Origin of the sequence: Pseudomonas sp. AF03-9 (genome assembly GCF_020515815.1) — a bacterium.
GTDB lineage: Bacteria > Pseudomonadota > Gammaproteobacteria > Pseudomonadales > Pseudomonadaceae > Aquipseudomonas.
Genome location: NZ_JAHPJF010000002.1, coordinates 115,362 through 137,077, shown reverse-complemented (window position 1 = coordinate 137,077; position 21,716 = coordinate 115,362). Strand labels below are relative to the sequence as shown.

Sequence of the window (21,716 nt, the reverse complement as noted above, 5' to 3'; positions counted from 1 at the left end):
CAAAGCTGAAAACTCAAAAGCCCCTGAAAACGCCGGTTCCAGAAGACTGGACCATAATTGAAAGTGTTGCGATCGCATTTTCTTGACCCCCTGGTCAGAAATTCGTTGACCGAAAAGTCAGAGATGACTAGATTCGGCGCAAAGCGGTTAACAACAATAATGAGTCTGCGAGGCCTTCCGTGATCCAGTTTTTACTCAACCAGGAACTCCGTAGCGAGCACGCCCTGGACCCCAATCTCACCGTGCTCAACTATCTGCGCGAGCATCTGGGCAAGCCCGGCACCAAGGAAGGCTGCGCCAGCGGCGACTGCGGTGCATGCACCGTGGTGGTCGGCGAACTGCACACCGACGCCCAGGGCGCCGAGCAGATCCGTTATCGCAGCCTCAACTCGTGCCTGACCTTCGTGTCGTCGCTGCACGGCAAACAACTGATCAGCGTCGAAGACCTCAAGCACCAGGGCCAACTGCACAGCGTGCAGCAGGCGATGGTCGAGTGCCACGGCTCGCAGTGCGGCTTTTGCACCCCCGGTTTCGTGATGTCGCTGTTCGCCCTGCAAAAGAACAGCGACGCCCCCGACAGCCAAAAAGCCCATGAGGCCCTGGCCGGCAACCTGTGCCGCTGCACCGGCTATCGCCCGATCCTCGCCGCTGCCGAACAGGCCTGCTGCAACAAACCCCAGGATCAGTTCGACAGCCGAGAAGCCCAGACCATCGCGCGCCTCAAAGCCATCGCGCCGACCCAGACCGGCGAACTCAACAGCGGCGACAAACGCTGCCTGGTGCCACTGACCGTCGCCGACCTGGCCGACCTCTACGATTCCTACCCGCAAGCGCGTCTGTTGGCTGGCGGCACCGACCTGGCGCTGGAAGTCACGCAGTTTCACCGCACCCTGCCAGTGATGATCTACGTCGGCAACATCGAAGAGATGAAGCGCATCGAAGACTTTGACGACCGCCTGGAAATCGGCGCCGCCACTGCCCTCTCCGATTGCTACACCGCGCTGCACCAGGCCTACCCGGACTTCGGTGAACTGCTGCAGCGCTTTGCCTCCTTGCAGATCCGCAACCAGGGCACCCTCGGTGGCAACATTGGCAACGCCTCGCCGATTGGCGATTCGCCGCCGCTGCTGATCGCCCTCGGCGCGCAGATCGTGCTGTGCAAGGGCAACACCCGTCGCACCCTGGCGCTGGAAGACTATTTCATCGACTACCGCGTCACCGCCCGCCAGGACAGCGAATTCATCGAAAAAATCATCGTACCCAAGGGCCATGCACTGTTTCGCGCCTACAAGGTGTCCAAGCGCCTGGACGATGATATTTCCGCGGTCTGCGCCGCGTTCAACCTGAAGATCGACAATGGTGTGGTGCGCGAAGCCCGCGTGGCATTCGGTGGCATGGCCGCCACGCCCAAACGCGCCAAAAGCTGCGAGGCCGCGTTGCTCGGCGCCACCTGGAACAGCGCCACCGTCGAGAACGCCTGCGCCGCCCTGGCCGAGGATTTCACCCCGCTGTCGGACTTCCGCGCCAGTAAGGAATACCGCCTGCTCAGCGCACAGAACCTGCTGCGCAAATACTTCATCGAGCTGCAAACACCGCACATCGAGACTCGGGTGACCGCTTATGTCTAACCATCACGCCGTCGTTAAAACCCAGGCCGAACTGGCCGAGTTGTTCGCCCAGGACCTCACCACCGGAGTCGGCCGCAGCGTCAAGCATGACAGCGCCGCCAAGCACGTCAGCGGCGAAGCGCAGTACATCGATGACCGCCTGGAATTCCCCAACCAGTTGCACCTGTATGCGCGCATGTCCGACCGCGCCCACGCGAAAATCCTCAGCATCGACACTGCGCCCTGCTACGCCTTCGAAGGCGTGCGTATCGTCATCACCCACGAAGACGTGCCAGGCCTGAAAGACATCGGCCCACTGCTGCCCGGCGACCCGTTGCTGGCCATCGACACGGTGCAGTTCGTCGGCCAGGTCGTACTCGCCGTCGCCGCGCGTGATCTGGAAACCGCGCGCAAAGCCGCGATGGCTGCGGTGATCGAATACGAAGACCTAGAGCCAGTGCTGGATGTGGTCGAGGCCTTCCGCAACAAGCACTTTGTGCTCGACAGCCACACCCACCAACGGGGTGATTCGGCAGGCGCGCTGGCGTCGGCCAAAAACCGTATCCAGGGCACCCTGCACATCGGCGGCCAGGAACACTTCTACCTGGAGACGCAAATCTCCTCGGTAATGCCCACCGAAGACGGCGGCATGATCGTCTACTGCTCCACGCAGAACCCCACCGAAGTGCAGAAACTGGTGGCCGAAGTGCTGGACGTGTCGATGAACAAAATCGTGGTCGACATGCGCCGCATGGGCGGTGGTTTCGGCGGCAAGGAAACCCAGGCCGCCAGCCCCGCGTGCCTGTGCGCGGTGGTCGCGAGCCTCACCGGCCAGCCGACCAAGATGCGCCTGCCGCGTGTCGAAGACATGCTGATGACCGGCAAGCGCCACCCCTTCTATATCGAATACGACGTGGGCTTTGACGACAGCGGCCGCTTGCACGGGATCAACCTGGACCTGGCCGGCAACTGCGGCTGCTCGCCGGACTTGTCCAACTCGATTGTCGACCGTGCGATGTTCCACGCCGACAACGCCTATTACCTGGGCGACGCCACCGTCAACGGCCATCGCTGCAAGACCAACACCGCGTCCAACACCGCGTATCGCGGCTTCGGCGGCCCGCAAGGCATGGTCGCCATCGAGGAGGTGATGGACGCCATCGCGCGCCATCTAGCCCTCGATCCGCTGGCAGTGCGCAAGGCCAACTACTACGGCAAGACCGAGCGCAACGTCACCCACTACTACCAGACCGTCGAACACAACCTGCTCGAAGAGATGACCGCCGAACTGGAGGCCAGCAGCCAATACGCCGAGCGCCGCGAAGCGATCCGCCTGTACAACGCCCATAGCCCGATCCTGAAAAAAGGCCTGGCGTTGACCCCGGTGAAGTTCGGCATTTCGTTTACCGCCAGTTTCCTCAACCAGGCCGGTGCGCTGATCCATATCTACACGGACGGCAGCATCCACCTGAACCACGGCGGCACCGAAATGGGCCAGGGCTTGAACACCAAGGTCGCGCAAGTGGTGGCCGAAGTGTTCCAGGTGGAAATCGACCGCGTGCAGATCACCGCCACCAACACCGACAAAGTGCCCAACACTTCGCCGACTGCCGCCTCCAGCGGTGCCGACCTGAACGGCAAGGCCGCGCAGAACGCCGCCGAAACCATCAAGCAACGCCTGGTGGAGTTTGCTGCGCGCAAGTACGACGTCAGTGAGGCCGACGTGGCGTTCCACAACGGCCATGTGCGCGTGCGCGAGCAGATCCTGACCTTCGAAGCGCTGATCCAGCAGGCGTATTTCGCCCAGGTTTCGCTGTCGAGTACCGGGTTCTACAAAACCCCGAAAATCTTCTACGACCGCAGCCAGTCACGCGGCCGGCCGTTCTACTACTTCGCCTTCGGCGCGGCGTGCTGCGAAGTGATCGTCGATACCCTGACCGGCGAATACAAGATGCTACGCACCGACATCCTCCACGACGTGGGCGCCTCGCTGAACCCGGCCATCGACATCGGCCAGGTGGAAGGCGGGTTCATCCAGGGCATGGGCTGGCTGACCATGGAAGAGTTGGTGTGGAACAACAAGGGCAAGCTGATGACCAACGGCCCGGCCAGTTACAAGATCCCGGCGGTGGCGGACATGCCGCTGGACCTGCGGGTCAAGCTGGTGGAAAACCGCAAGAACCCGGAGGACACGGTGTTCCATTCCAAGGCTGTGGGCGAACCGCCGTTCATGCTCGGGATTGCCTCGTGGTGCGCGATCAAGGATGCGGTGGCGAGCCTGGCGGATTACCGGCATCAGCCAAAGATCGATGCACCGGCGACGCCGGAACGGGTGCTGTGGGGCTGTGAGCAGATGCGCCAGTTGACGGCGGCGAAGGTGGTTGAGGCTGATACCGAGATGGCTTCGCTCTAGACCGAGGCGCTGCCTTCGCAGGCAAGCCAGCTCCCACATTTTGATCTGTGAACACCGTCAAATGTGGGAGCTGGCTTGCCTGCGATAGCGGCCTGACTGACAACAGAAATGTTGAGGTAGACATGAACAACTGGATCAGCGCCCTCGCCCACCTGCAAACCAGCGGCGAACCCTGCGTGCTTGTGACCATCATCGAAGAACTCGGCTCCACACCACGCAATGCCGGTTCCAAGATGGTGATCAGCGCCGCCCAGACCTTCGACACCATCGGCGGCGGGAACCTGGAATACAAGGCGATGCAGATCGCCCGGGACATGCTCGTGCGTGGCCAGCAGAACACCCATCTGGAGCGCTTCAGCCTCGGCGCCAGCCTGGGCCAGTGCTGCGGCGGCGTGACGGTGCTGCTGTTCGAACCTATGGGCCAGGTGCAGGCACAGATCGCGGTGTTTGGCGCCGGCCACGTCGGCCGCGCGCTGGTGCCGTTGCTGGCGAGCCTGCCGTGCCGGGTGCGCTGGATCGATTCGCGTGAACAGGAGTTTCCGGAACATATCCCCCAGGGCGTGCGTAAAATCGTCAGCGAAGAGCCGGTCGACGAAATTGCCGACCTACCAGCGGGCAGTTACTGCATCGTCATGACCCACAATCACGCGCTGGACCTGGAACTCACCGCCGCCCTGCTCAAACGCAACGACTTCGCCTACTTCGGCCTGATCGGCTCGAAGACCAAACGCGTCAAGTTCGAACACCGTCTGCGTGATCGCGGCTTCGACGCCGCGCAATTGCAACGCATGCGCTGCCCCATGGGCCTCAGCGAGGTAAAGGGCAAATTGCCGGTAGAGATCGCCATCTCCATCGCCGGCGAGATCATCGCCACCTATAACGCCAATTTCGGCCAGCACACCGCCAGCGCCGAACCGATTGCCAAACTGCTGCCGGCTTCACGCCGCAGCCAAGCCATTTGAATTGAGATAACCATGCCTTTGACTCGCAAAGCCTACCGTGCCGCCATTCTGCACAGCATCGCCGACCCCGCCGAAGTTGGCATCGAAGCCTCCTACGAGTATTTCGAAGATGGCCTACTGGTGATTGAGAACGGTCAGATCAGCGCTGTCGGCCATGCGCAGGACCTGCTGCCGACTCTACCTTCCGACATCGACATCACCCACTACCAGGACGCGCTGATCACACCCGGCCTGATCGACACCCACATCCACCTGCCGCAAACCGGCATGGTCGGCGCCTACGGCGAGCAGTTGCTGGACTGGCTCAACACCTACACCTTCCCGTGTGAAAGCCAATTCGCCGACAAGGCCCACGCCGAGGAAGTCGCTGACATCTTCATCAAGGAACTCCTACGCAACGGCACCACCACTGCGTTGGTGTTCGGCAGCGTGCATCCGCAGTCGGTGAATGCGTTCTTTGAAGCAGCGGAAAAACTCGACCTGCGCATGATCGCCGGCAAGGTGATGATGGACCGCAATGCCCCGGACTACCTGACCGACACCGCCGAAACCGGCTACCAGCAAAGCAAGGCGCTGATCGAGCGCTGGCACGGCAAGGGCCGCCTGCACTACGCCGTGACGCCACGCTTCGCGCCGACCAGCACGCCGGAACAACTGGCGCTGGCCGGGCAACTGCTGGGGGAATACCCGGACCTGTACATGCAGACTCACATCAGTGAGAACAAGCAGGAAATCGAGTGGGTAAAAGAGCTGTTCCCCGAGCGAAACGGCTACCTGGATGTGTACGACCATTACCAACTGCTCGGCGAGCGCTCGGTGTTTGCCCACGGTGTGCACCTGTGTGATGACGAGTGCGCGCGGTTGGCGGAGACCGGTTCGGCGGTGGCGTTCTGCCCGACGTCGAACCTGTTCCTCGGCAGTGGTTTGTTCAACCTGCCGATGGCGGAAAAACACAAATTGAATGTAGGGCTGGGCACGGACGTGGGCGGCGGCACCAGCTTCTCGTTGCTGCAAACCTTGAACGAAGCCTACAAGGTCATGCAGTTGCAGGGCGCGCGATTGAGCCCGTTCAAGTCGCTGTATCTCGCCACATTGGGCGGCGCACGGGCGCTGCGCCTGGAAGACAAGATCGGTACGTTGCAGCCGGGCACGGATGCGGATTTCCTGGTGCTGGACTACAACGCCACGCCGCTGCTGAGCTATCGCTTGAAACAGGCCAATGACATTGCCGAGACGTTGTTTGTGCTGATGACGCTTGGGGATGATCGGACGGTGTTGCAGACCTATGCGGCCGGGCAATTGGTACACCAACGCTAATTTCAGCAACACCACAAAACCAATGTGGGAGCGGGCTTGCTCGCGAAAGCGGTGGATCAGTCAACACATCTGTCGACTGATACACCGCATTCGCGAGCAAGCCCGCTCCCACATTTTTTGTCCCCGGTGATTCAGGGAAATTACAGTTTTACTGAAGAGCGCCCCGGCTTCTTGGTCTGCAACAAATGCGAAAACACCGCATGCAAATCATCCGACGCACTTTCCTCATCGAGGTTGAGCTTGCTGTCGATGTGATCCATGTGATGCATCATCAGGTCCACGGCCAACGCCGCGTCCCGCGCTTCGATCGCATCGATCAACTGGGTGTGTTCATCGTAGGAGCAGTGCGAGCGGTTGCCGCTTTCGTACTGGGCGATGATCAATGACGTCTGGGACACCAGGCTGCGCTGGAAGCTGATCAGCGGCGCGTTTTTCGCCGCCTCGGCCAGCTTGAGGTGGAATTCGCCGGAGAGACGGATACCCGCCCCACGGTCGCCACGGGAAAAGCTGTCGCGCTCGTCGTTGACCATCTGGCGCAGTTCGGCCAATTGTTCGGCAGTGGCGTGCTGGACCGCCAGCTCGGTAATCGCGCGTTCTACCAGGCGCCGCGCCATAAATACCTGGCGGGCCTCTTCCACACTCGGGCTGGCAACCACTGCACCGCGGTTGGGCCGCAGCAGCACCACGCCTTCATGGGCCAGGCGCGACAGGGCGCGACGAATGATGGTGCGGCTGACGCCGAAGATTTCGCCCAGTGCCTCTTCGCTCAATTTGGTGCCGGGTGCCAGGCGTTGTTCGAGGATCGCCTCGAAGATATGCGCGTAGACAATATCGTCCTGGGTTCCGCTGCGACCGGCCTTGCCAGCTCGCGGTTGTTTCTTGAGAGGTTGCAACTGTTCGTTCATGGGCACTCGGGTCGGGAGAACGGCGGCGAAATAACGGTAATACGGCAACAGCGTGTTGCTGGCAAGTATCACCTAAAAACAGCGCACATTGTACACAACCGATTGCGCCAACACACTGTACGGCTGTTTGCGGTCTCGGCTGTATTGCAATGAGTGGTTACGTTTGAGTTTAGGCTTGAATCAGCAATTTCTCTGGTTAAAGGAACACCTTTCTATGTCCGAAGCCGCCCAAGCGCCGCTGCGCCCGCTGGCCGACACCTCTGCATCGGCGATCGTCGCCGGTTTCATCGCCATGATGACCGGCTATACCAGCTCCCTGGTGCTGATGTTCCAGGCCGGCCAGGCCGCCGGTTTGACCACGGCGCAGATTTCCTCGTGGATCTGGGCGATTTCCATCGGCATGGCGGTGTGCAGCATCGGCCTGTCCTTGCGCTATCGCACGCCGATCACCATTGCCTGGTCGACACCCGGCGCCGCGTTGCTGATCACCAGCCTGGGGGGAGTGAGTTACGGCGAGGCCATCGGCGCCTATATCACCTGCGCGGTGCTGGTGACGATCTGCGGGTTGACCGGCAGTTTTGAAAGGCTCGTCAAGCGCATCCCGGCGTCGCTGGCTGCGGCCTTGCTGGCGGGGATTCTGTTCAAGATCGGCAGCGAGATTTTTGTCGCCGCGCAACACCGCACCGGCCTGGTACTGGGGATGTTTTTCACCTACCTGATCATCAAGCGCCTGTCGCCGCGTTATGCGGTGTTGGCTGCGCTGGTGCTCGGCACCCTGCTGTCGGGGTGGTTGGGCCTGTTGGATTTCAGCGGCTTCCACCTGGAAGTGGCGACGCCGGTATGGACCACCCCGCACTTCTCCCTGGCGGCGACCATCAGCATCGGCATCCCGCTGTTCGTGGTGGCGATGACCTCGCAAAACATGCCCGGCGTGGCGGTCTTGCGCGCAGATGGCTACAACGTTCCAGCCTCGCCGCTGATCACCGCCACGGGCCTCGCATCCCTGGTACTGTCGCCCTTCGGCTCCCATGGCATCAACCTGGCGGCGATCAGCGCGGCGATCTGCACCGGGCCTCACGCCCATGAAGACCGTAACAAGCGCTACACGGCGGCGGTCTGGTGCGGGGTGTTCTACGGGATTGCCGGGGTGTTTGGCGCGACGCTGGCGGCACTGTTCGCCGCATTGCCCAAGGAACTGGTGCTGTCGATTGCGGCACTGGCGTTGTTTGGCTCGATCATCAATGGCCTGAGCATCGCCATGAAGGAGCCGAAGGAGCGGGAGGCGGCGTTGATCACCTTTATGGTCACTGCGTCAGGCTTGACGTTGTTTTCCATCGGGTCGGCGTTCTGGGGGATTGTCGCGGGGGTGTTGACGCTGTTGATCCTGAACTGGCGCAAGGCATAAAAAAACGGCGACCCTTGGGTCGCCGTTTTTTTCAGTATCACTTAGCCGCGTTGATCGGCTTTTCCGGATACCACACGTCCAGCAACGGGCTGACTTCAGCCTTGGTCAGCTCGGAACGGGTTTTCAGCCAGGCTTCAACGGCAGCACGTTGCTCTTCGGAGACCGAGCCACGCTTCTGCAGGCAAACCAGACCGAAGTCATCGCCGCCGACATAACCCAGACCGTTGGCTTCCATGGCTTCTTTGATGAATGCTTCGAGGAAAGCGTCGATAGCTTCTTCACTCAGGCCTTCGTTGAAGTCCAGGTTCAGTTCGAAACCCAGCTCTTGAAATTCATCAACGCACAGTTTTTTGCGCAGACGCTGGGAACGGTTAGTCGCCATTGGAACAATCCTCTTAAGTAATAACGGGCGGCACTTTAGCAGTTTAAGACGGCGATTGCCCGACTCTCTGGGACGGGCGGCAAATTGCCTGCAAAAAAACGCCGATTTCCAGCTATCGTTCAGCTACAACAGGCCCTACCTTGGGGCATAATGCCGACACTTTCGTGACCAATGAGGGATTTTTCTTATTTGCCCCTCGCCTTTTTCACCCTCCTCAGCAGTAGGGTTTTATTCTTTATGATCAAATCTTTGCGTCCATTGCTCCTTGCCGGTCTTCTTCTGCCACTGGCCTTCTCTGCTACCGCCGCCACCGTCACCAACACCCTGCCACCCAACGTCCAGCAGGCACTGGCAAAAGCCAAGCTGCAAAACAACGCGCTGTCCCTGGTGATGATCCCCCTGAACGGCCCGGGCACGCCGACCATCTTCAACGCCGACGTCTCGGTCAACCCAGCATCCACCATGAAGCTGGTCACCACCTACGCGGCCCTGGAAATGCTGGGGCCCAACCACCAGTGGAAAACCGAGTTCTACACCGACGGCACCCTCAGCGGTGGCGTGTTGCACGGCAACCTGTACCTCAAGGGCGGTGGCGACCCCAAGCTGAACATGGAAAAACTCTGGCTGCTGATGCGCGACCTGCGCGCCAACGGTGTGCAGCAAGTCACCGGCGACCTGGTGCTGGACCGTGCCTTCTTCAAACAGCCGCTCTTGCCCGAGTTCAATGACGATGGCAACGACGAGAACAAGCCGTTCCTGGTCAAGCCCGACGCCCTGCTGGTCAACCTCAAGGCCCTGCGTTTTGTGACCCGCAATGATTCGGGGCGGGTGATCGTCTCGGTCGAGCCGCCAATTGCCAGCATCCGCATCGACAATCAGGTCAAGGTGTCCAACGCCAAGCAATGCACCGGCGACGTGCGCTACAACCCGGTAACGGCTGCCGATGGCAGCGTGACGGTGACCGTCAGCGGCCAGTTGGCCGACGGTTGCAGTTCGCAGACCTATCTGTCGCTGCTCGACCACGCCACCTACACCGCCGGCGCCGTGCGCGCGATCTGGCAGGAGCTGGGCGGTTCCATCCAGGGCCGCGACATCCAGGCGCCAGTGCCCAAGGATGCCAAGGTACTGGCTCGCGCGTTCTCGCCGGACCTGGCGGAAATCATCCGCGACATCAACAAATACAGTAACAACACCATGGCCCAGCAGTTGTTCCTGAGCCTGGGCGCGCAGTTTCGCAACGATGCCGACGGTGACGACGCCAAGGCCGGCCAGCGTGTCGTGCGCCAATGGTTGGCGAAGAAGGGCATCACCGCGCCGCACCTGGTGATGGAGAACGGCTCCGGCCTGTCCCGTGCCGAGCGCGTCAGCGCCCGCGAGATGGCCGCCATGCTGCAAGCGGCATGGAAAAGCCCCTACGCGGCGGAGTACATCAGCTCACTGCCGATTGCCGGCACCGACGGCACCATGCGTAAACGCCTGAAGACCACCGCGATGCGCGGCGAAGCCCACGTCAAGACCGGCACCTTGAACACCGTGCGCGCCATCGCCGGATTCAGCCGCGATAACAACGGCAATACCTGGGCGGTGGTGGCAATCCTCAACGATCCGAAGCCGTGGGGGGCATCGTCGGTGCTGGATCAGGTGTTGCTGGACCTTTACCGCCAGCCGAAGGCGGTGGCGGCCGCTCCAGTCCTTTAATCTGTGGGAGCGGGCTTGCGACGGTATCACGTACGCAAGCCTTCAACCTCCACCCGGTCCCTGCCCGCCTGCTTGGCGACATACACCGCCGAGTCCGCCCGCAACAGCAAGCCATCGATGCCTTCATCCACCCGCCAACTGGCCACACCAAAGCTGGCAGTGACAATGCCCACCGGCTCCATCGGCGCATTGCGCAACGACTGCCACAATTCCATCGCCAGGCTGTAGGCCTGCTTGCCGTCGGTGTTGGGGCACAGCACCATGAACTCTTCACCGCCCAGGCGGCAGAACACGTCGGTACGCCGCAGGCGCACGCTGATGCGCCTGCACAGCTCCTGCAACACCCCATCGCCCACGCCGTGGCCATGCTGGTCGTTGATCCGCTTGAAGTGGTCAATATCCAGCATGATCAACGACAGCGAACCCGAGACGCGGTTGAGTCGTAACATCTCGGCCTTGAGGCGGTCCTGGAAATAGCGGCGGTTGTGGATACCAGTCAGAGAGTCGGTGATGGAGAGCGCGCGCAGCTCTTCCTCGACCCGTTTCAGATCGGAAATATCCGACACGTAGCCATGCCACAAGGTGCCGCCTCCCGGTAATTCTTCCGGCGTGGCTTCGCCGCGAATCCAGCGCAGGCCGCGTTGCGGCAACTGCACACGGTACTCTTCACGCCAATGGCTCAACTGCAACGCAGATAGACGAATCGATGCCCGCACCCGCTCCACATCCAGGGGATGAATGCGCTCAAGCACCCGGCTGGCGTCCTGTTGCAACGTGCCAGGCTCGATTTCATAAATATCGCGCATGCCATCGCTGGCGTAGATGAAACGCCACTTTTCGTGGGCTTCGAGGGTGAACTGGAAGATCCCGCCGGGCACGTGGGCACTGAGTTTCTTGAGCAGGCGGTCCCGCGCGGCCAGGGCCTCGTAGGCGCGCTTTTGCTCGGTGATGTCGAGGTAGATCGCCAAGTGCCCGACCCACAAGCCATGGTCATCGAGCAATACGGTGGCCAGCATATTCACGGTCAGTTGGCTGCCGTCCCGGCGCTTGAGGGTCCACTCCCGAGCCTCGTGCTGGTGGTCGGGACGCTCCACCAGCATCGCCTGGCTTGGCGGAATCCGCTTGCCCATGGCCATGCTCAGCGTGGCGGCGCGGGCATCGAGCTCCGATTCCAGGTGCAGGCTCTCCAGGGTCAAGCGCCCCAACATATCCTCGGACTTGAACCCCAGCATCTGCTCGGCCCCCGCATTGAAGGTGTTGATCACGCCGCGCAGGTCAGTAGCAATGATTGCGACTTGGGTCGCCGCATTCAGCACGCTGCGCAGTTGCCCATGGGCGCCGCGCAACTCCAGCTCTCGCACACGCAACTGCTCGGTGCGTTGCTCGACCAGTTTCAGCGCGCGCTGGCGCTGGCTGACCAACACATACAGCAACGCGCTGAGCAACAGGCTAAGCAGCCCGCCCATGGTCAGGATCGTACTCATCGAGGAATGGTTGGCCTGGTCGAACACCTGGCTCGGACGCAGGTTCAAGGCATACACATGATCCCCCAAGCTCAGCCGGCGTGCGGCCACCAGGTCGCTGCCGCCCGGCGCATTGCTGGACTCATACAGTGCGCGCTTGTGGATGTCGGACGTGTCGATGATCTGCATGACCAGGTTGTCACGGTTCGGCTTGGGCAAACCGTCGGCCACCAATTGCCGCATGCTGATCACCGCCATCACATAGCCGTAGGGCTCAGCCTGGGATTGTTGGGTTTCGGGCAGCTTACTCACGGGGGCCACCAGCAAGACCCCGGCGGCGTAGGCCGGTTCGACGCCGACCAGTTGCATGGGTTGCGACACGGCCAGCTTGCCCGTCTTCAACGCACGCTCAAGAACTGAACGCCGCAGCGGCTGGGCCAGCAAGTCAAAGCCCAGGGGCGAGCCGAGCAGGCTCTGGGTCTGGCTGTAGAGCACCGGCACGTATTCATCGCGCTCGGGCGCCGACGCCAGCTCCCCTTGGGCATTCAACTCACGAATGCTGAACGGCTCACCGCGCTGGCGCGACACGTCCTCTTCAAACGCACTGCGCTGGTCGCGAAACACCCGTGGCGCCCAGGCATAAGCACGGGTCCGCAACAGCAGGGGCTGGGCAAAACCATCGAATTCTTCGCGGGAAACCTCGCCGGAGTTGACGAAAAAACGCCGCAGGCTGCCCAAGCGTTGCTCCTGGTCCTCGAAGCGCTCTTGCAGGCGGGTGTAGCGTTCATTGACCAGCAGTTGAAAGCGTTGGCGCACCTGCTGCTCGTAGAGGTCGGAGGCGGCCCAGGCGATGATCAACGTCAGCGCGCCACCGGCCAGGAACACCATCAACGCCACCAGCCAAGCCGATGCCTGCTCACTGATAAAACCAAGGATTTTCGGGCGAACGGCTTGCAACGGCATAGGCAACACTCACAACGCCAGCGTGCGGGGGGTGTCACTTTGGCTAGGCATTTAGTTATAGCCATCGGCCCTGTATTTGACCAGCGCAAAAAAGCCGCAAGCCCGGAAAAATCCAGGCTTGCGGCTTTTTTAAGAGCGATCAGCGTGCAGTGATTTTCCACGCCCGGTGAATCTTCGCGTTGCGCGCGAAATCCGGGTCGATGGTCTTGTCACTGATCTCTTCGACCGCATAGCGCTCGCTGAGGTTGTCCTCCAGCGCGAACTTGCGGAAGTTGTTCGAGAAATACAGCACGCCACCCGGTGCCAGGCGGGCCATGGCCAGGTCGAGCAACTGCACGTGGTCACGCTGCACGTCGAAGATGCCTTCCATGCGCTTGGAGTTGGAGAAGGTCGGCGGGTCGATGAAGATCAGGTCGAATTCATCACGGCTGGCTTCCAGCCACGCCATCACATCGCCCTGCTCCAGACGGTTCTTGTCGGAGAAACCGTTGAGGGAGAAGTTGCGACGCGCCCAGTCCAGGTAAGTCTTGGACAAATCGACACTGGTGGTGCTGCGTGCGCCGCCCTTGGCTGCGTGCACACTTGCGGTAGCGGTGTAGCAATACAGGTTGAGGAAACGCTTGCCGGCCGCTTCTTTCTGGATACGCATGCGCATCGGACGGTGGTCGAGGAACAGGCCGGTGTCGAGGTAGTCGGTGAGGTTGACCAGCAACTTCACGCCGCCTTCGCTGACCTCAGTGAACTTGCCCTGGGCGCTCTGGCGCTCGTACTGCTTGGTGCCACTCTGGCGCTCGCGGCGCTTGACGACGACGCGGCTCTTGTCGATGTTCAGCGCCTGGGGAATCGCGGCCAGGGCATCAAACATGCGGGCGGAGGCTTTTTCCGGGTCGATGGACTTCGGTGCGGCGTATTCCTGCACATGCACCCAATCGTGGTACAGGTCGATGGCCATGGAATATTCCGGCATGTCGGCGTCGTACACGCGGTAGCAATCCACGCCTTCGCGCTTGGCCCACTTGCCCAGCAGCTTGAGGTTCTTTTGCAGGCGATTGGCGAACATCTGCCCGCCTTCACTCAGGCGTGCTTGTTCAACCACCGGAGCCGGGGCAGGCTTGATCGGGTTGCCGTTCTTGTTGTACTGGCGCTCTTGCGGCTCGACCGGGGCTTGATCGTAAGCGGCTTGCTCACGTTCCGCCTGGCGTTGCTCTGGCGTGCGACGCTCGCCGGTGACGAACTGGTCGGGGTTGACCTTGATCAGCAGCAATTTGCACGGCAACGCACCGTTCCAGAACGAATACTGCTTGTGGCTGCGGATGCCCATGCGCTTGCCCAGGTCCGGCGCGCCGGTGAACACCGCCGCTTCCCAGCCCATGCACGCCTGGCGCAGGCGCTCGCCGAGGTTCTGGTAGAGGTACAACAGGCTGGCTTCGTCACCCAGACGCTCGCCGTACGGCGGGTTGCAGATGACCAGGCCTTTCTGGTTCTGGTCCGGGCGCGGCTCGAACGTGCCGACTTCGCCCTGGTACACCTTGATCCAATGGCTCAGGCCCGCGCGTTCGATGTTGTTGCGCGCAGGTTGGATCAGGCGCGGGTCGGCTTCATAGCCACGAATCCACAACGGCGGTTTGTTCATGCCGATCGCGGCACGTTCCGACGCTTCGGCGTGAAGTTTCTTCCACAAGGCCGGGACGTGACCGAGCCAGGTGGTGAAGCCCCACAACTCACGGTTCAGGTTCGGTGCCATGTCGGCGGCGATCATCGCGCCTTCCACCAGGAAGGTACCCACGCCGCACATCGGGTCAGTCAGCGCGCCGCCTTCGGCAGCGATGCGCGGCCAGCCTGCACGGATCAGCACGGCTGCCGCGAGGTTTTCCTTCAACGGTGCTGCACCCTGCTGCAGACGGTAGCCGCGCTGGTGCAGGCTGTGGCCGGAGAGGTCGAGGGACAGAATGGCTTCGCCACGGTCCAGGCGCAGGTGGATGCGCAGGTCCGGGTTGATCTTATCGATGGACGGACGTTCGCCGGTCGGGGTGCGCAGCTTGTCGACAATCGCATCCTTGACCTTCAGCGCGCCGAAGTGGGTGTTGTCGATGCCCGAGCCATGGCCGCTGAATTCCACGGCCAAAGTGCCGTCCGGCACCATGTGGTCGGCCCATTCGATGTCCAGCACGCCGTGGTAGAGGTCTTCGGCGTCCTTCATCGGGAAGCGCTTGAGCACCAACAACACGCGGTTGGCCAGGCGCGACCAGAGGCACAGGCGGTAGGCGGTTTCCATGTCGGCCATGCCGCGCACGGCCGAGGTGTGCTCGCGGGCTTCCTCAAGGCCAAGCCCGATGGCTTCCTCGATCAGCAGGCCTTCGAGGCCCTTGGGGCAAGTGAGGAAGAGTTCAAAACGGTCCGACATGGGGCATTCCAGGCTTTTCAGCAATAAATGAACGGGCGACGCATCGCCGGCTCGGTTTTCAATCAAGCACTTTTCTTGAAGAGTGCTCGCGTGGCACAAATGTGCCGTCCCACCCCGCCTGCAGGCCCTCTGGGCGTTGAGTGACGGGGCAGATCGATAAAGTGCAGCAACAAAAGGAAATATTCCGACCCTTCGTCGAATAATAACCGACTGCAACGGGCGGGCATTCTCACTAAAGGATTAAACCCATCCTCTTTGCAGGGTGCATCATAGCTGGGTTTGCCAGACAAATGGGGCGAAAAGCCAGCCCAGCTTATGGCTATAGCATCGTTATCGTTACGTGCTTATGACAAAACGATCATTGAATCCATGTGACCTATTGGTTAGAACTCAACACAGGTTGGCGCCGTAACGACGCCGACACATAGGCTCGCCACGCCGGCAGCGAGCCCACCAACGGCAGAAAAACTCTGCCCGGCTCCCAACGGGGCCGAAGGATATCAAGACAGTCAACAAGTGAGGGAAACACCCTATGAGAAGACTTAAGCGTGATCCGTTGGAAAGAGCGTTTTTACGCGGATATCAATATGGCGTTCATGGCAAATCCCGTGAGCTTTGCCCATTTACTCTACCGTCGGTACGCCAAGCCTGGATCAACGGCTGGCGAGAAGGACGCGGCGACAACTGGGACGGTATGACTGGCACTGCGGGAATCCACAGACTCAACGAACTTCACGCCGTCGGCTAATAAGGGCATTCAATTCCGACACACACTGTTGAAGCGATAACGACTTAACCACGCACGTCCTATCCGGGCGGCGGGCTTCGGCCCAGGGGGCTCCTTTATGGAGCCCTTTTTAATGGGCGCTTGTCAGGCCTTTGGCAGTGCGGCGATGGCATCCACCGCCTGGCGGATCAGCGCCGGGCCCTTGTAGATGAACCCGGAGTACAACTGCACCAGGCTGGCGCCGGCAGCGATCTTCTCGGCCGCATGCTTGCCTTCGGTGATACCGCCTGCGGCGATGATCGGCAAGCGCCCGGCCAGTTCGGCGGCCAGCACCTTGACGATATGGGTGCTCTGCTCACGCACCGGCGCACCTGACAGGCCACCCGCTTCGTCGCCATGGGCAAGGCCTTCGACACCGACACGACTGAGGGTGGTGTTGGTGGCAATCACTGCATCCATACCCGAATCCACCAGGGCCTGGGCCACCAGTACGGTTTCTTCGTCGCTCATGTCCGGGGCAATCTTGATCGCCAACGGCACACGCTTGCCATGGCGTACGGCCAGGTCTTCCTGGCGCTGGCGCAGGGCTTCAAGCAATTGCTTGAGGGAGTCACCAAACTGCAGGCTGCGCAGGCCCGGGGTGTTGGGCGAACTGACGTTGACCGTGACGTAGCTGGCGTGGGCGTAGACCTTGTCCAGGCAGATCAGGTAGTCATCCACCGCACGTTCCACCGGCGTGTCGAAGTTCTTGCCGATATTGATGCCGAGGATGCCCTTGTACTTCGCCGCCTGAACCCGCGACAGCAGGTGATCGACCCCCAGGTTGTTGAACCCCATGCGGTTGATGATCGCCTCGGCTTCCGGCAAGCGGAAGATGCGCGGCTTGGGGTTGCCCGGCTGCGGACGCGGGGTCACGGTGCCGATTTCGACAAAACCGAAACCCAGCTGCGCCAAGCCGTCGATGGCCGCACCGTTCTTGTCCAGGCCAGCCGCCAGCCCGACCGGGTTGGGGAAATCCAGCCCCATTACCGACACCGGCATCTTTGCCGGCGCCTTGCATACCAGGCCATTGAGCCCCAGGCGGCCACCGGCACCGATCAGGTCCAGGGACAGATCGTGGGAAGTTTCCGGAGAGAGTTTGAACAACAGCTGGCGGGCCAGGGTATACATGGGCGGGCTAGACTCGGATGGCGGCGAAAGGTGACGGCGATTATAGCCGCGGTGGCGCGCCGCATGCGAGGCGTGCCGCCCAATCATCAGCTGCGATTGGCGACCAGTTCCTCATAACGCGCCCAGATCTTCTGCGCATACTGCATCCGTAGCGCATCACGCTTGGGGCCGGAGCCTACACCGACGTTATAGGAACCCACGGCGGTCCAGTTGTAGCCAAAGCGCTGAATGAACTCGGAAAGAATCGAAGCCGCTACCTCTACCGACAGACACGGCTCGCTCAACAGCCTCTCTTCGGTAATGCCCTGGTTGAGCAATCGCGGCAAATGAATGCTGTTGATCTGCATCAGGCCGATGTCTCGCGTGCCATTGCGATTGGCGGTGTTGATCGCGCTGGCGCGGTAGCCTGACTCTACTGCCGCGATGGCCTGCAGCAACTCCGGCTCAATATCATAACGGCTGGCCACTTCGTCCCAGCAGTACGCCAGTGCCGGGGTGCTGCCCATCAATAGGCTCAGCAACAACCCTTTGCTCCACACCTTAACCATTGCTCACCTGCCCACACACCGAACACACATACGCGACCGGCGCGGGATCATCCGCCCCGGTCCGCACCTCGCAGGTAAAGCGATAGCCCCTGCCATAGATCGTCTTGATAAAGCCCTTGTCGCCCTTCAAGTGCTTGCGCAGCGAGTAGATGCAACGCGTCAGTGATTCCTCGGCCACCTCGCCACGAGGCCAGGCCAGCTCCAGCAAACGATCCTTGGTCATCAGCGTGCCGGCCGAGGCCAGCAGCAACCGCAGGACCTGCCCCTCTTTGGGCGGCAACTGAATGTCCACCTCCCCGCTGGTCAAACGGCCATCGCCATGCAAGGTCCAGCGGGCAAAGACGAGGGGCGCCGTCGATTCATCAATCACGACAGCCATACGTACCTCTGCATCCAACTACTGACATTGAGTTCCCTATTTTCCTGTACCGACTCACCCGCCAACCGCATGACTATAAAAAAACGTCCTACACCTCGCGCCAGGACAAAACCCATTCATCCCGCGATTTTCGGAAGCGTGCCTTAGGACAATTCCTTGCGCGGCCCTACCGACCTAGCCACTCCTGGTAGATCTCATGCAGCTCAACCCCTAACCGATCCTCCAACTGCACCAGCTCGCCCAACGCCATTAAATGGCCGTTAACCCGAACTTCGACGCAGCGGGTGACGCCCGGTGCCAAGGGCAACACCTTCCCCACGTCGAACGCAGCCAGGCGCTTGCGACTGATCAGTTGCTCCTGCAGAAGTATTTCCAGGTGCATGGGAAAACGCCTATTCATTGAGAGATTCCGCGACCCGGCCGCATAAATGCACGTTGCACACGCTTGGACTGCTCGGCACTCAGCAGCGGTGGCACAGCATTGTCGGCCTGCCACAACGCGGCATCATCCGGCGGTTTGAAGACATCCAACTCCGCCACCCACTTCTTGATCAGTGTCACCTGGGCGGGCTTGCCCTTGATCAGCAAGCTGTTGGTATCGGGGGTAGGCAATCAGCGCAAGACGGGCGTCAGCCGGCGCGCCCTTGCGCTCCTTGGCGAGGCGGGCCTCGATCAGCGAAACCATCCCCGGCACCGTAATCGTGTTTGCGCCCGCCCCATAACGGCGATCCGCCACGTCACGGTTGAACACCTGCACCACACCAAACGCCGCTGCGGGCTCGGCTGGTTTGCGGTCCATCAGTTGTGCCAGGCGCAGTACCCGGTCCACATAGCTTGGCGGGCCCGACACATAGAACGTACGCGCTCCGCTTGCACGCAGCGGATAACGCGATTCATCAAGCCCGGCACGCCCCATCAGGCTGCGCAGCCGAGCGACGGAAATGTAGCGGAGCGCCACCGCCGAGCTGCGCGCTTCACCAGCGTCATAGAGGTACACCACGCGCCCGTGGCTGTACCAGATCAACCCTTCGCGCTCGGCCAGCAGTTCCAGAACCTGTTGCGGGGTCTCGAAATCGAATACGCCACTGACCTGCCGACGAGCGGCTTGAGGACTGACCACCACCGGCAAGCCCAGGGGCACGGAAAGCGCAGTAAAAAACCTGCGCAGGCTTTGTTCCTGCGCCAGATAGGGCTCACCCCGGGCAAACGAGGAGCCCAGTAACAACGCAACGCACAACAACCAGTTGCACAGCCGGTGGCGGGTCATGCTTGCACGGGAATCAGTCTGCACCTTGGGGTTTCCTGGGCGGCCGGGCGTAAAGAAACGGCCATACTGAAAGGCACTCAGCTTTCAATCTTGACGGAAAGCTGACGGCAAGTGACCTCCATCACCCCGTGGCATGTGCATTGCTTTGCACTGTGCATCAGAGCGCGCGCCAACGAAGGCGCAGGCTTACGGACAAAGGCGTCGTTACCTTGCAAGGGCCTCTACCGCCACCCGAGGGAACGACGCTTTTTTTTGAGAGAAAAGGCAGGTGTTGATGAACGAACCGGCAGACTACAGCCCGACCCGCAATGCGCTGGCCTGGGTCAATGGCAGTGACGCCCCGGAAAGAAGCAGCCTGGACCTCGGCTTCATGGCCTTGAGCGATTGCGCCTCGCTGGTCGTCGCCGCCACCCAGGGCTTCGCCCAACCTTATGGCCTGACACTCAACCTCAAGCGCCAGGCGTCCTGGGCCAACCTGCGCGACAAACTGGTCAGCGGTGAACTGGACGCCGCCCACAGCCTGTACGGGCTGATCTACGCGGTGCACCTGGGCATCGGCGGTGTAGCGCCGACCGACATGGCGGTGCTGATGGGCCTGAACCAGAACGGCCAGAGCATCAACCTGTCCCACGGCCTGCAACAGCAAGGAGTGGTCACTCCTGAGGCGCTGGATCGCCACGTGCACCAAAGCCGCACAAAACTGACCTTTGCCCAGACGTTTCCCACAGGCACCCACGCCATGTGGCTGTATTACTGGCTGGCGAGCCAGGGCATTCATCCGCTACGGGATGTCGATAGCGTGGTGGTCCCACCGCCGCAAATGGTCGCGCATCTGCAAGCCGGGCGTATCGACGGTTTCTGTGTCGGCGAACCCTGGTCCGCCAGCGCGGTGAAGCAGAACCAGGGCTTTACGATGGCGACCACCCAGGCGATCTGGCCGGATCATCCGGAAAAAGTCCTTGGCTGCACCCAGGCGTTCGTCGACCAATACCCCAACACCGCCCGCGTACTGGTGATGGCGATCCTTGAAGCCAGCCGCTTCATTGAACAAAGCCAGGAAAACCGCCGCTCCACCGCGCAATTGCTCAGTGCCCGCGACTACCTCGACGCGCCGCTCGACTGCATCGAACCGCGCCTGCTCGGCACCTACGACGACGGCCTCGGCAACCACTGGCAAGACCCCCATGCCCTGCGTTTTTTTGCCGAAGGCGCGGTGAACCTGCCGTATCTCTCCGACGGCATGTGGTTCATGACTCAATTCCGTCGCTGGGGCCTGTTGCGCGACGACCCGGACTATCTGGATGTTGCCCGCCAGGTCCAGCAACTAGCGCTCTATCGCGACGCCGCCAGCGCCGTTGGCCTCAGCACGACAGCCGCAGACATGCGCAGCAGCCAACTGATCGACGGCAAGATCTGGGACGGCCATGACCCCGCCGCCTACGCGCGCAGTTTCCGCCTGCACGCAATGACCGATCCCACAAGCCGCCAGGCCTTGCGCTGACAGGAAGAACGATATGCTGCGAATCCTGTTGATCAACGACACCCCGCGTAAGGTCGGCCGACTCAAGGCCGCGCTGATCGAGGCCGGTTTCGAGGTGATCGATGAGTCAGGCCTGACCATCGACCTGCCCGCGCGCGTCGAAACGGTGCGTCCGGACGTGATCCTGATCGATACCGAGTCACCCGGGCGCGATGTGATGGAACAAGTGGTGCTGGTCAGCCGCGACCAGCCCCGGCCCATTGTGATGTTTACCGACGAACATGACCCAGATGTGATGCGCCAGGCGATCAAATCCGGCGTCAGCGCCTACATCGTCGAAGGCATCCAGGCCCAACGCCTGCAACCGATCCTCGACGTGGCCATGGCGCGCTTCGAGAGTGACCAGGCCCTGCGCGCCCAGCTGCAGGCCCGCGACCAGCAGTTGGCCGAGCGCAAGCGCATCGAACTGGCCAAGGGCATGCTGATGAAAATGAAGGCCTGCAATGAGGAAGAGGCCTACACCCTGATGCGCCGCCAGGCCATGAGTCGCCAGCAGAAACTGATCCAGGTGGCGGAGCAGATTATCGCCATGAGCGAGTTGCTCGGCTGATCTGGCGCAGCTCTTG

Annotated in this window: 18 protein-coding genes; 9 read left to right on the top strand and 9 right to left on the bottom strand. The window is 61.4% G+C overall.

Translation table 11 applies throughout. The features are described 5' to 3' along the window. Window positions 1-179 precede the first annotated feature (179 nt). From xdhA to guaD, 4 genes are all read left to right on the top strand, one after another. A complete protein-coding gene (xdhA, locus tag LIY36_RS04265; RefSeq protein WP_226454907.1) occupies window positions 180-1,628 on the top strand; it encodes a xanthine dehydrogenase small subunit in 1,449 nt (482 codons plus the stop codon). Beyond that, the gene (gene xdhB, locus LIY36_RS04260) at window positions 1,621-4,020 is read left to right on the top strand and encodes a xanthine dehydrogenase molybdopterin binding subunit (RefSeq protein ID WP_226454906.1); all 2,400 of its coding nucleotides are present in this window, start codon (window positions 1,621-1,623) and stop codon (window positions 4,018-4,020) included. Before xdhA ends, xdhB begins: the two co-directional genes overlap by 8 nt. Window positions 4,021-4,142: 122 nt before the next feature. Then, window positions 4,143-4,982, top strand: coding sequence for a xanthine dehydrogenase accessory protein XdhC (gene xdhC, locus LIY36_RS04255; RefSeq protein WP_226454905.1), 840 nt, complete (start codon window positions 4,143-4,145; stop codon window positions 4,980-4,982). Window positions 4,983-4,994: 12 nt separating this feature from the next. Beyond that, a complete protein-coding gene (gene guaD, locus LIY36_RS04250; protein WP_192297144.1) occupies window positions 4,995-6,299 on the top strand; it encodes a guanine deaminase in 1,305 nt (434 codons plus the stop codon). Between the two features lie 140 nt (window positions 6,300-6,439). On the opposite strand, the gene LIY36_RS04245 is transcribed toward guaD, so the two are convergent. Then, window positions 6,440-7,204 carry a GntR family transcriptional regulator gene (locus tag LIY36_RS04245; RefSeq protein ID WP_192297145.1) on the bottom strand — a complete coding sequence of 255 codons (765 nt, stop codon included), beginning with the start codon at window positions 7,202-7,204 and terminating at the stop codon, window positions 6,440-6,442. A 214-nt stretch (window positions 7,205-7,418) separates the two neighbouring features. Between LIY36_RS04245 and LIY36_RS04240 the strand changes: the two genes are divergently transcribed. Further along, complete coding sequence (locus LIY36_RS04240; protein ID WP_226454904.1) at window positions 7,419-8,609, top strand: benzoate/H(+) symporter BenE family transporter; 1,191 nt, start codon at window positions 7,419-7,421, stop codon at window positions 8,607-8,609. Between the two features lie 37 nt (window positions 8,610-8,646). Here LIY36_RS04240 and LIY36_RS04235 read toward each other — a convergent pair whose 3' ends face one another. Further along, window positions 8,647-8,991 (bottom strand): YggL family protein, encoded by a 345-nt coding sequence (locus tag LIY36_RS04235; RefSeq protein ID WP_016979277.1) that lies wholly within the window; start codon window positions 8,989-8,991, stop codon window positions 8,647-8,649. Between the two features lie 237 nt (window positions 8,992-9,228). Here LIY36_RS04235 and dacB point away from each other — a divergent pair, with 237 nt between their 5' ends. After that, window positions 9,229-10,689 (top strand): D-alanyl-D-alanine carboxypeptidase/D-alanyl-D-alanine endopeptidase, encoded by a 1,461-nt coding sequence (gene dacB, locus LIY36_RS04230; protein WP_226454903.1) that lies wholly within the window; start codon window positions 9,229-9,231, stop codon window positions 10,687-10,689. Between the two features lie 26 nt (window positions 10,690-10,715). Here dacB and LIY36_RS04225 read toward each other — a convergent pair whose 3' ends face one another. Then, window positions 10,716-13,115 carry a sensor domain-containing diguanylate cyclase gene (locus LIY36_RS04225; RefSeq protein ID WP_226454902.1) on the bottom strand — a complete coding sequence of 800 codons (2,400 nt, stop codon included), beginning with the start codon at window positions 13,113-13,115 and terminating at the stop codon, window positions 10,716-10,718. A gap of 139 nt (window positions 13,116-13,254) precedes the next feature. Then, on the bottom strand, window positions 13,255-15,519 hold the full coding sequence (gene rlmKL / locus LIY36_RS04220) for a bifunctional 23S rRNA (guanine(2069)-N(7))-methyltransferase RlmK/23S rRNA (guanine(2445)-N(2))-methyltransferase RlmL (RefSeq protein WP_192297149.1): 2,265 nt from the start codon (window positions 15,517-15,519) through the stop codon (window positions 13,255-13,257). Window positions 15,520-16,051: 532 nt separating this feature from the next. Here rlmKL and rmf point away from each other — a divergent pair. After that, on the top strand, window positions 16,052-16,267 hold the full coding sequence (rmf, locus tag LIY36_RS04215) for a ribosome modulation factor (RefSeq protein WP_002553055.1): 216 nt from the start codon (window positions 16,052-16,054) through the stop codon (window positions 16,265-16,267). 123 nt (window positions 16,268-16,390) lie between these two features. Here rmf and LIY36_RS04210 read toward each other — a convergent pair whose 3' ends face one another. The 5 genes from LIY36_RS04210 to LIY36_RS04190 all read right to left on the bottom strand — a co-directional run bounded on the left by LIY36_RS04210 (window position 16,391) and on the right by LIY36_RS04190 (window position 19,634). Further along, a complete protein-coding gene (locus LIY36_RS04210; RefSeq protein WP_226454901.1) occupies window positions 16,391-17,416 on the bottom strand; it encodes a quinone-dependent dihydroorotate dehydrogenase in 1,026 nt (341 codons plus the stop codon). Between the two features lie 86 nt (window positions 17,417-17,502). Further along, entirely contained in the window at window positions 17,503-17,964 is a 462-nt protein-coding gene (locus LIY36_RS04205; RefSeq protein ID WP_305391353.1) for a transglycosylase SLT domain-containing protein, read from the bottom strand. Next, window positions 17,957-18,343 (bottom strand): winged helix-turn-helix domain-containing protein, encoded by a 387-nt coding sequence (locus LIY36_RS04200; RefSeq protein WP_226454900.1) that lies wholly within the window; start codon window positions 18,341-18,343, stop codon window positions 17,957-17,959. Before LIY36_RS04200 ends, LIY36_RS04205 begins: the two co-directional genes overlap by 8 nt. Before the next feature lie 166 nt (window positions 18,344-18,509). After that, window positions 18,510-18,725: a FliM/FliN family flagellar motor switch protein gene (locus LIY36_RS04195; protein WP_226454899.1), complete on the bottom strand. Its 216-nt coding sequence runs from the start codon at window positions 18,723-18,725 to the stop codon at window positions 18,510-18,512. 123 nt (window positions 18,726-18,848) lie between these two features. Beyond that, on the bottom strand, window positions 18,849-19,634 hold the full coding sequence (locus LIY36_RS04190) for a type III secretion system domain protein, InvG family (protein ID WP_329959599.1): 786 nt from the start codon (window positions 19,632-19,634) through the stop codon (window positions 18,849-18,851). 250 nt (window positions 19,635-19,884) lie between these two features. Here LIY36_RS04190 and LIY36_RS04185 point away from each other — a divergent pair, with 250 nt between their 5' ends. Next, window positions 19,885-21,111 carry a CmpA/NrtA family ABC transporter substrate-binding protein gene (locus tag LIY36_RS04185; RefSeq protein ID WP_226454898.1) on the top strand — a complete coding sequence of 409 codons (1,227 nt, stop codon included), beginning with the start codon at window positions 19,885-19,887 and terminating at the stop codon, window positions 21,109-21,111. A gap of 13 nt (window positions 21,112-21,124) precedes the next feature. Continuing rightward, window positions 21,125-21,700: an ANTAR domain-containing response regulator gene (locus tag LIY36_RS04180; protein WP_226454897.1), complete on the top strand. Its 576-nt coding sequence runs from the start codon at window positions 21,125-21,127 to the stop codon at window positions 21,698-21,700. Window positions 21,701-21,716: the final 16 nt, after the last annotated feature.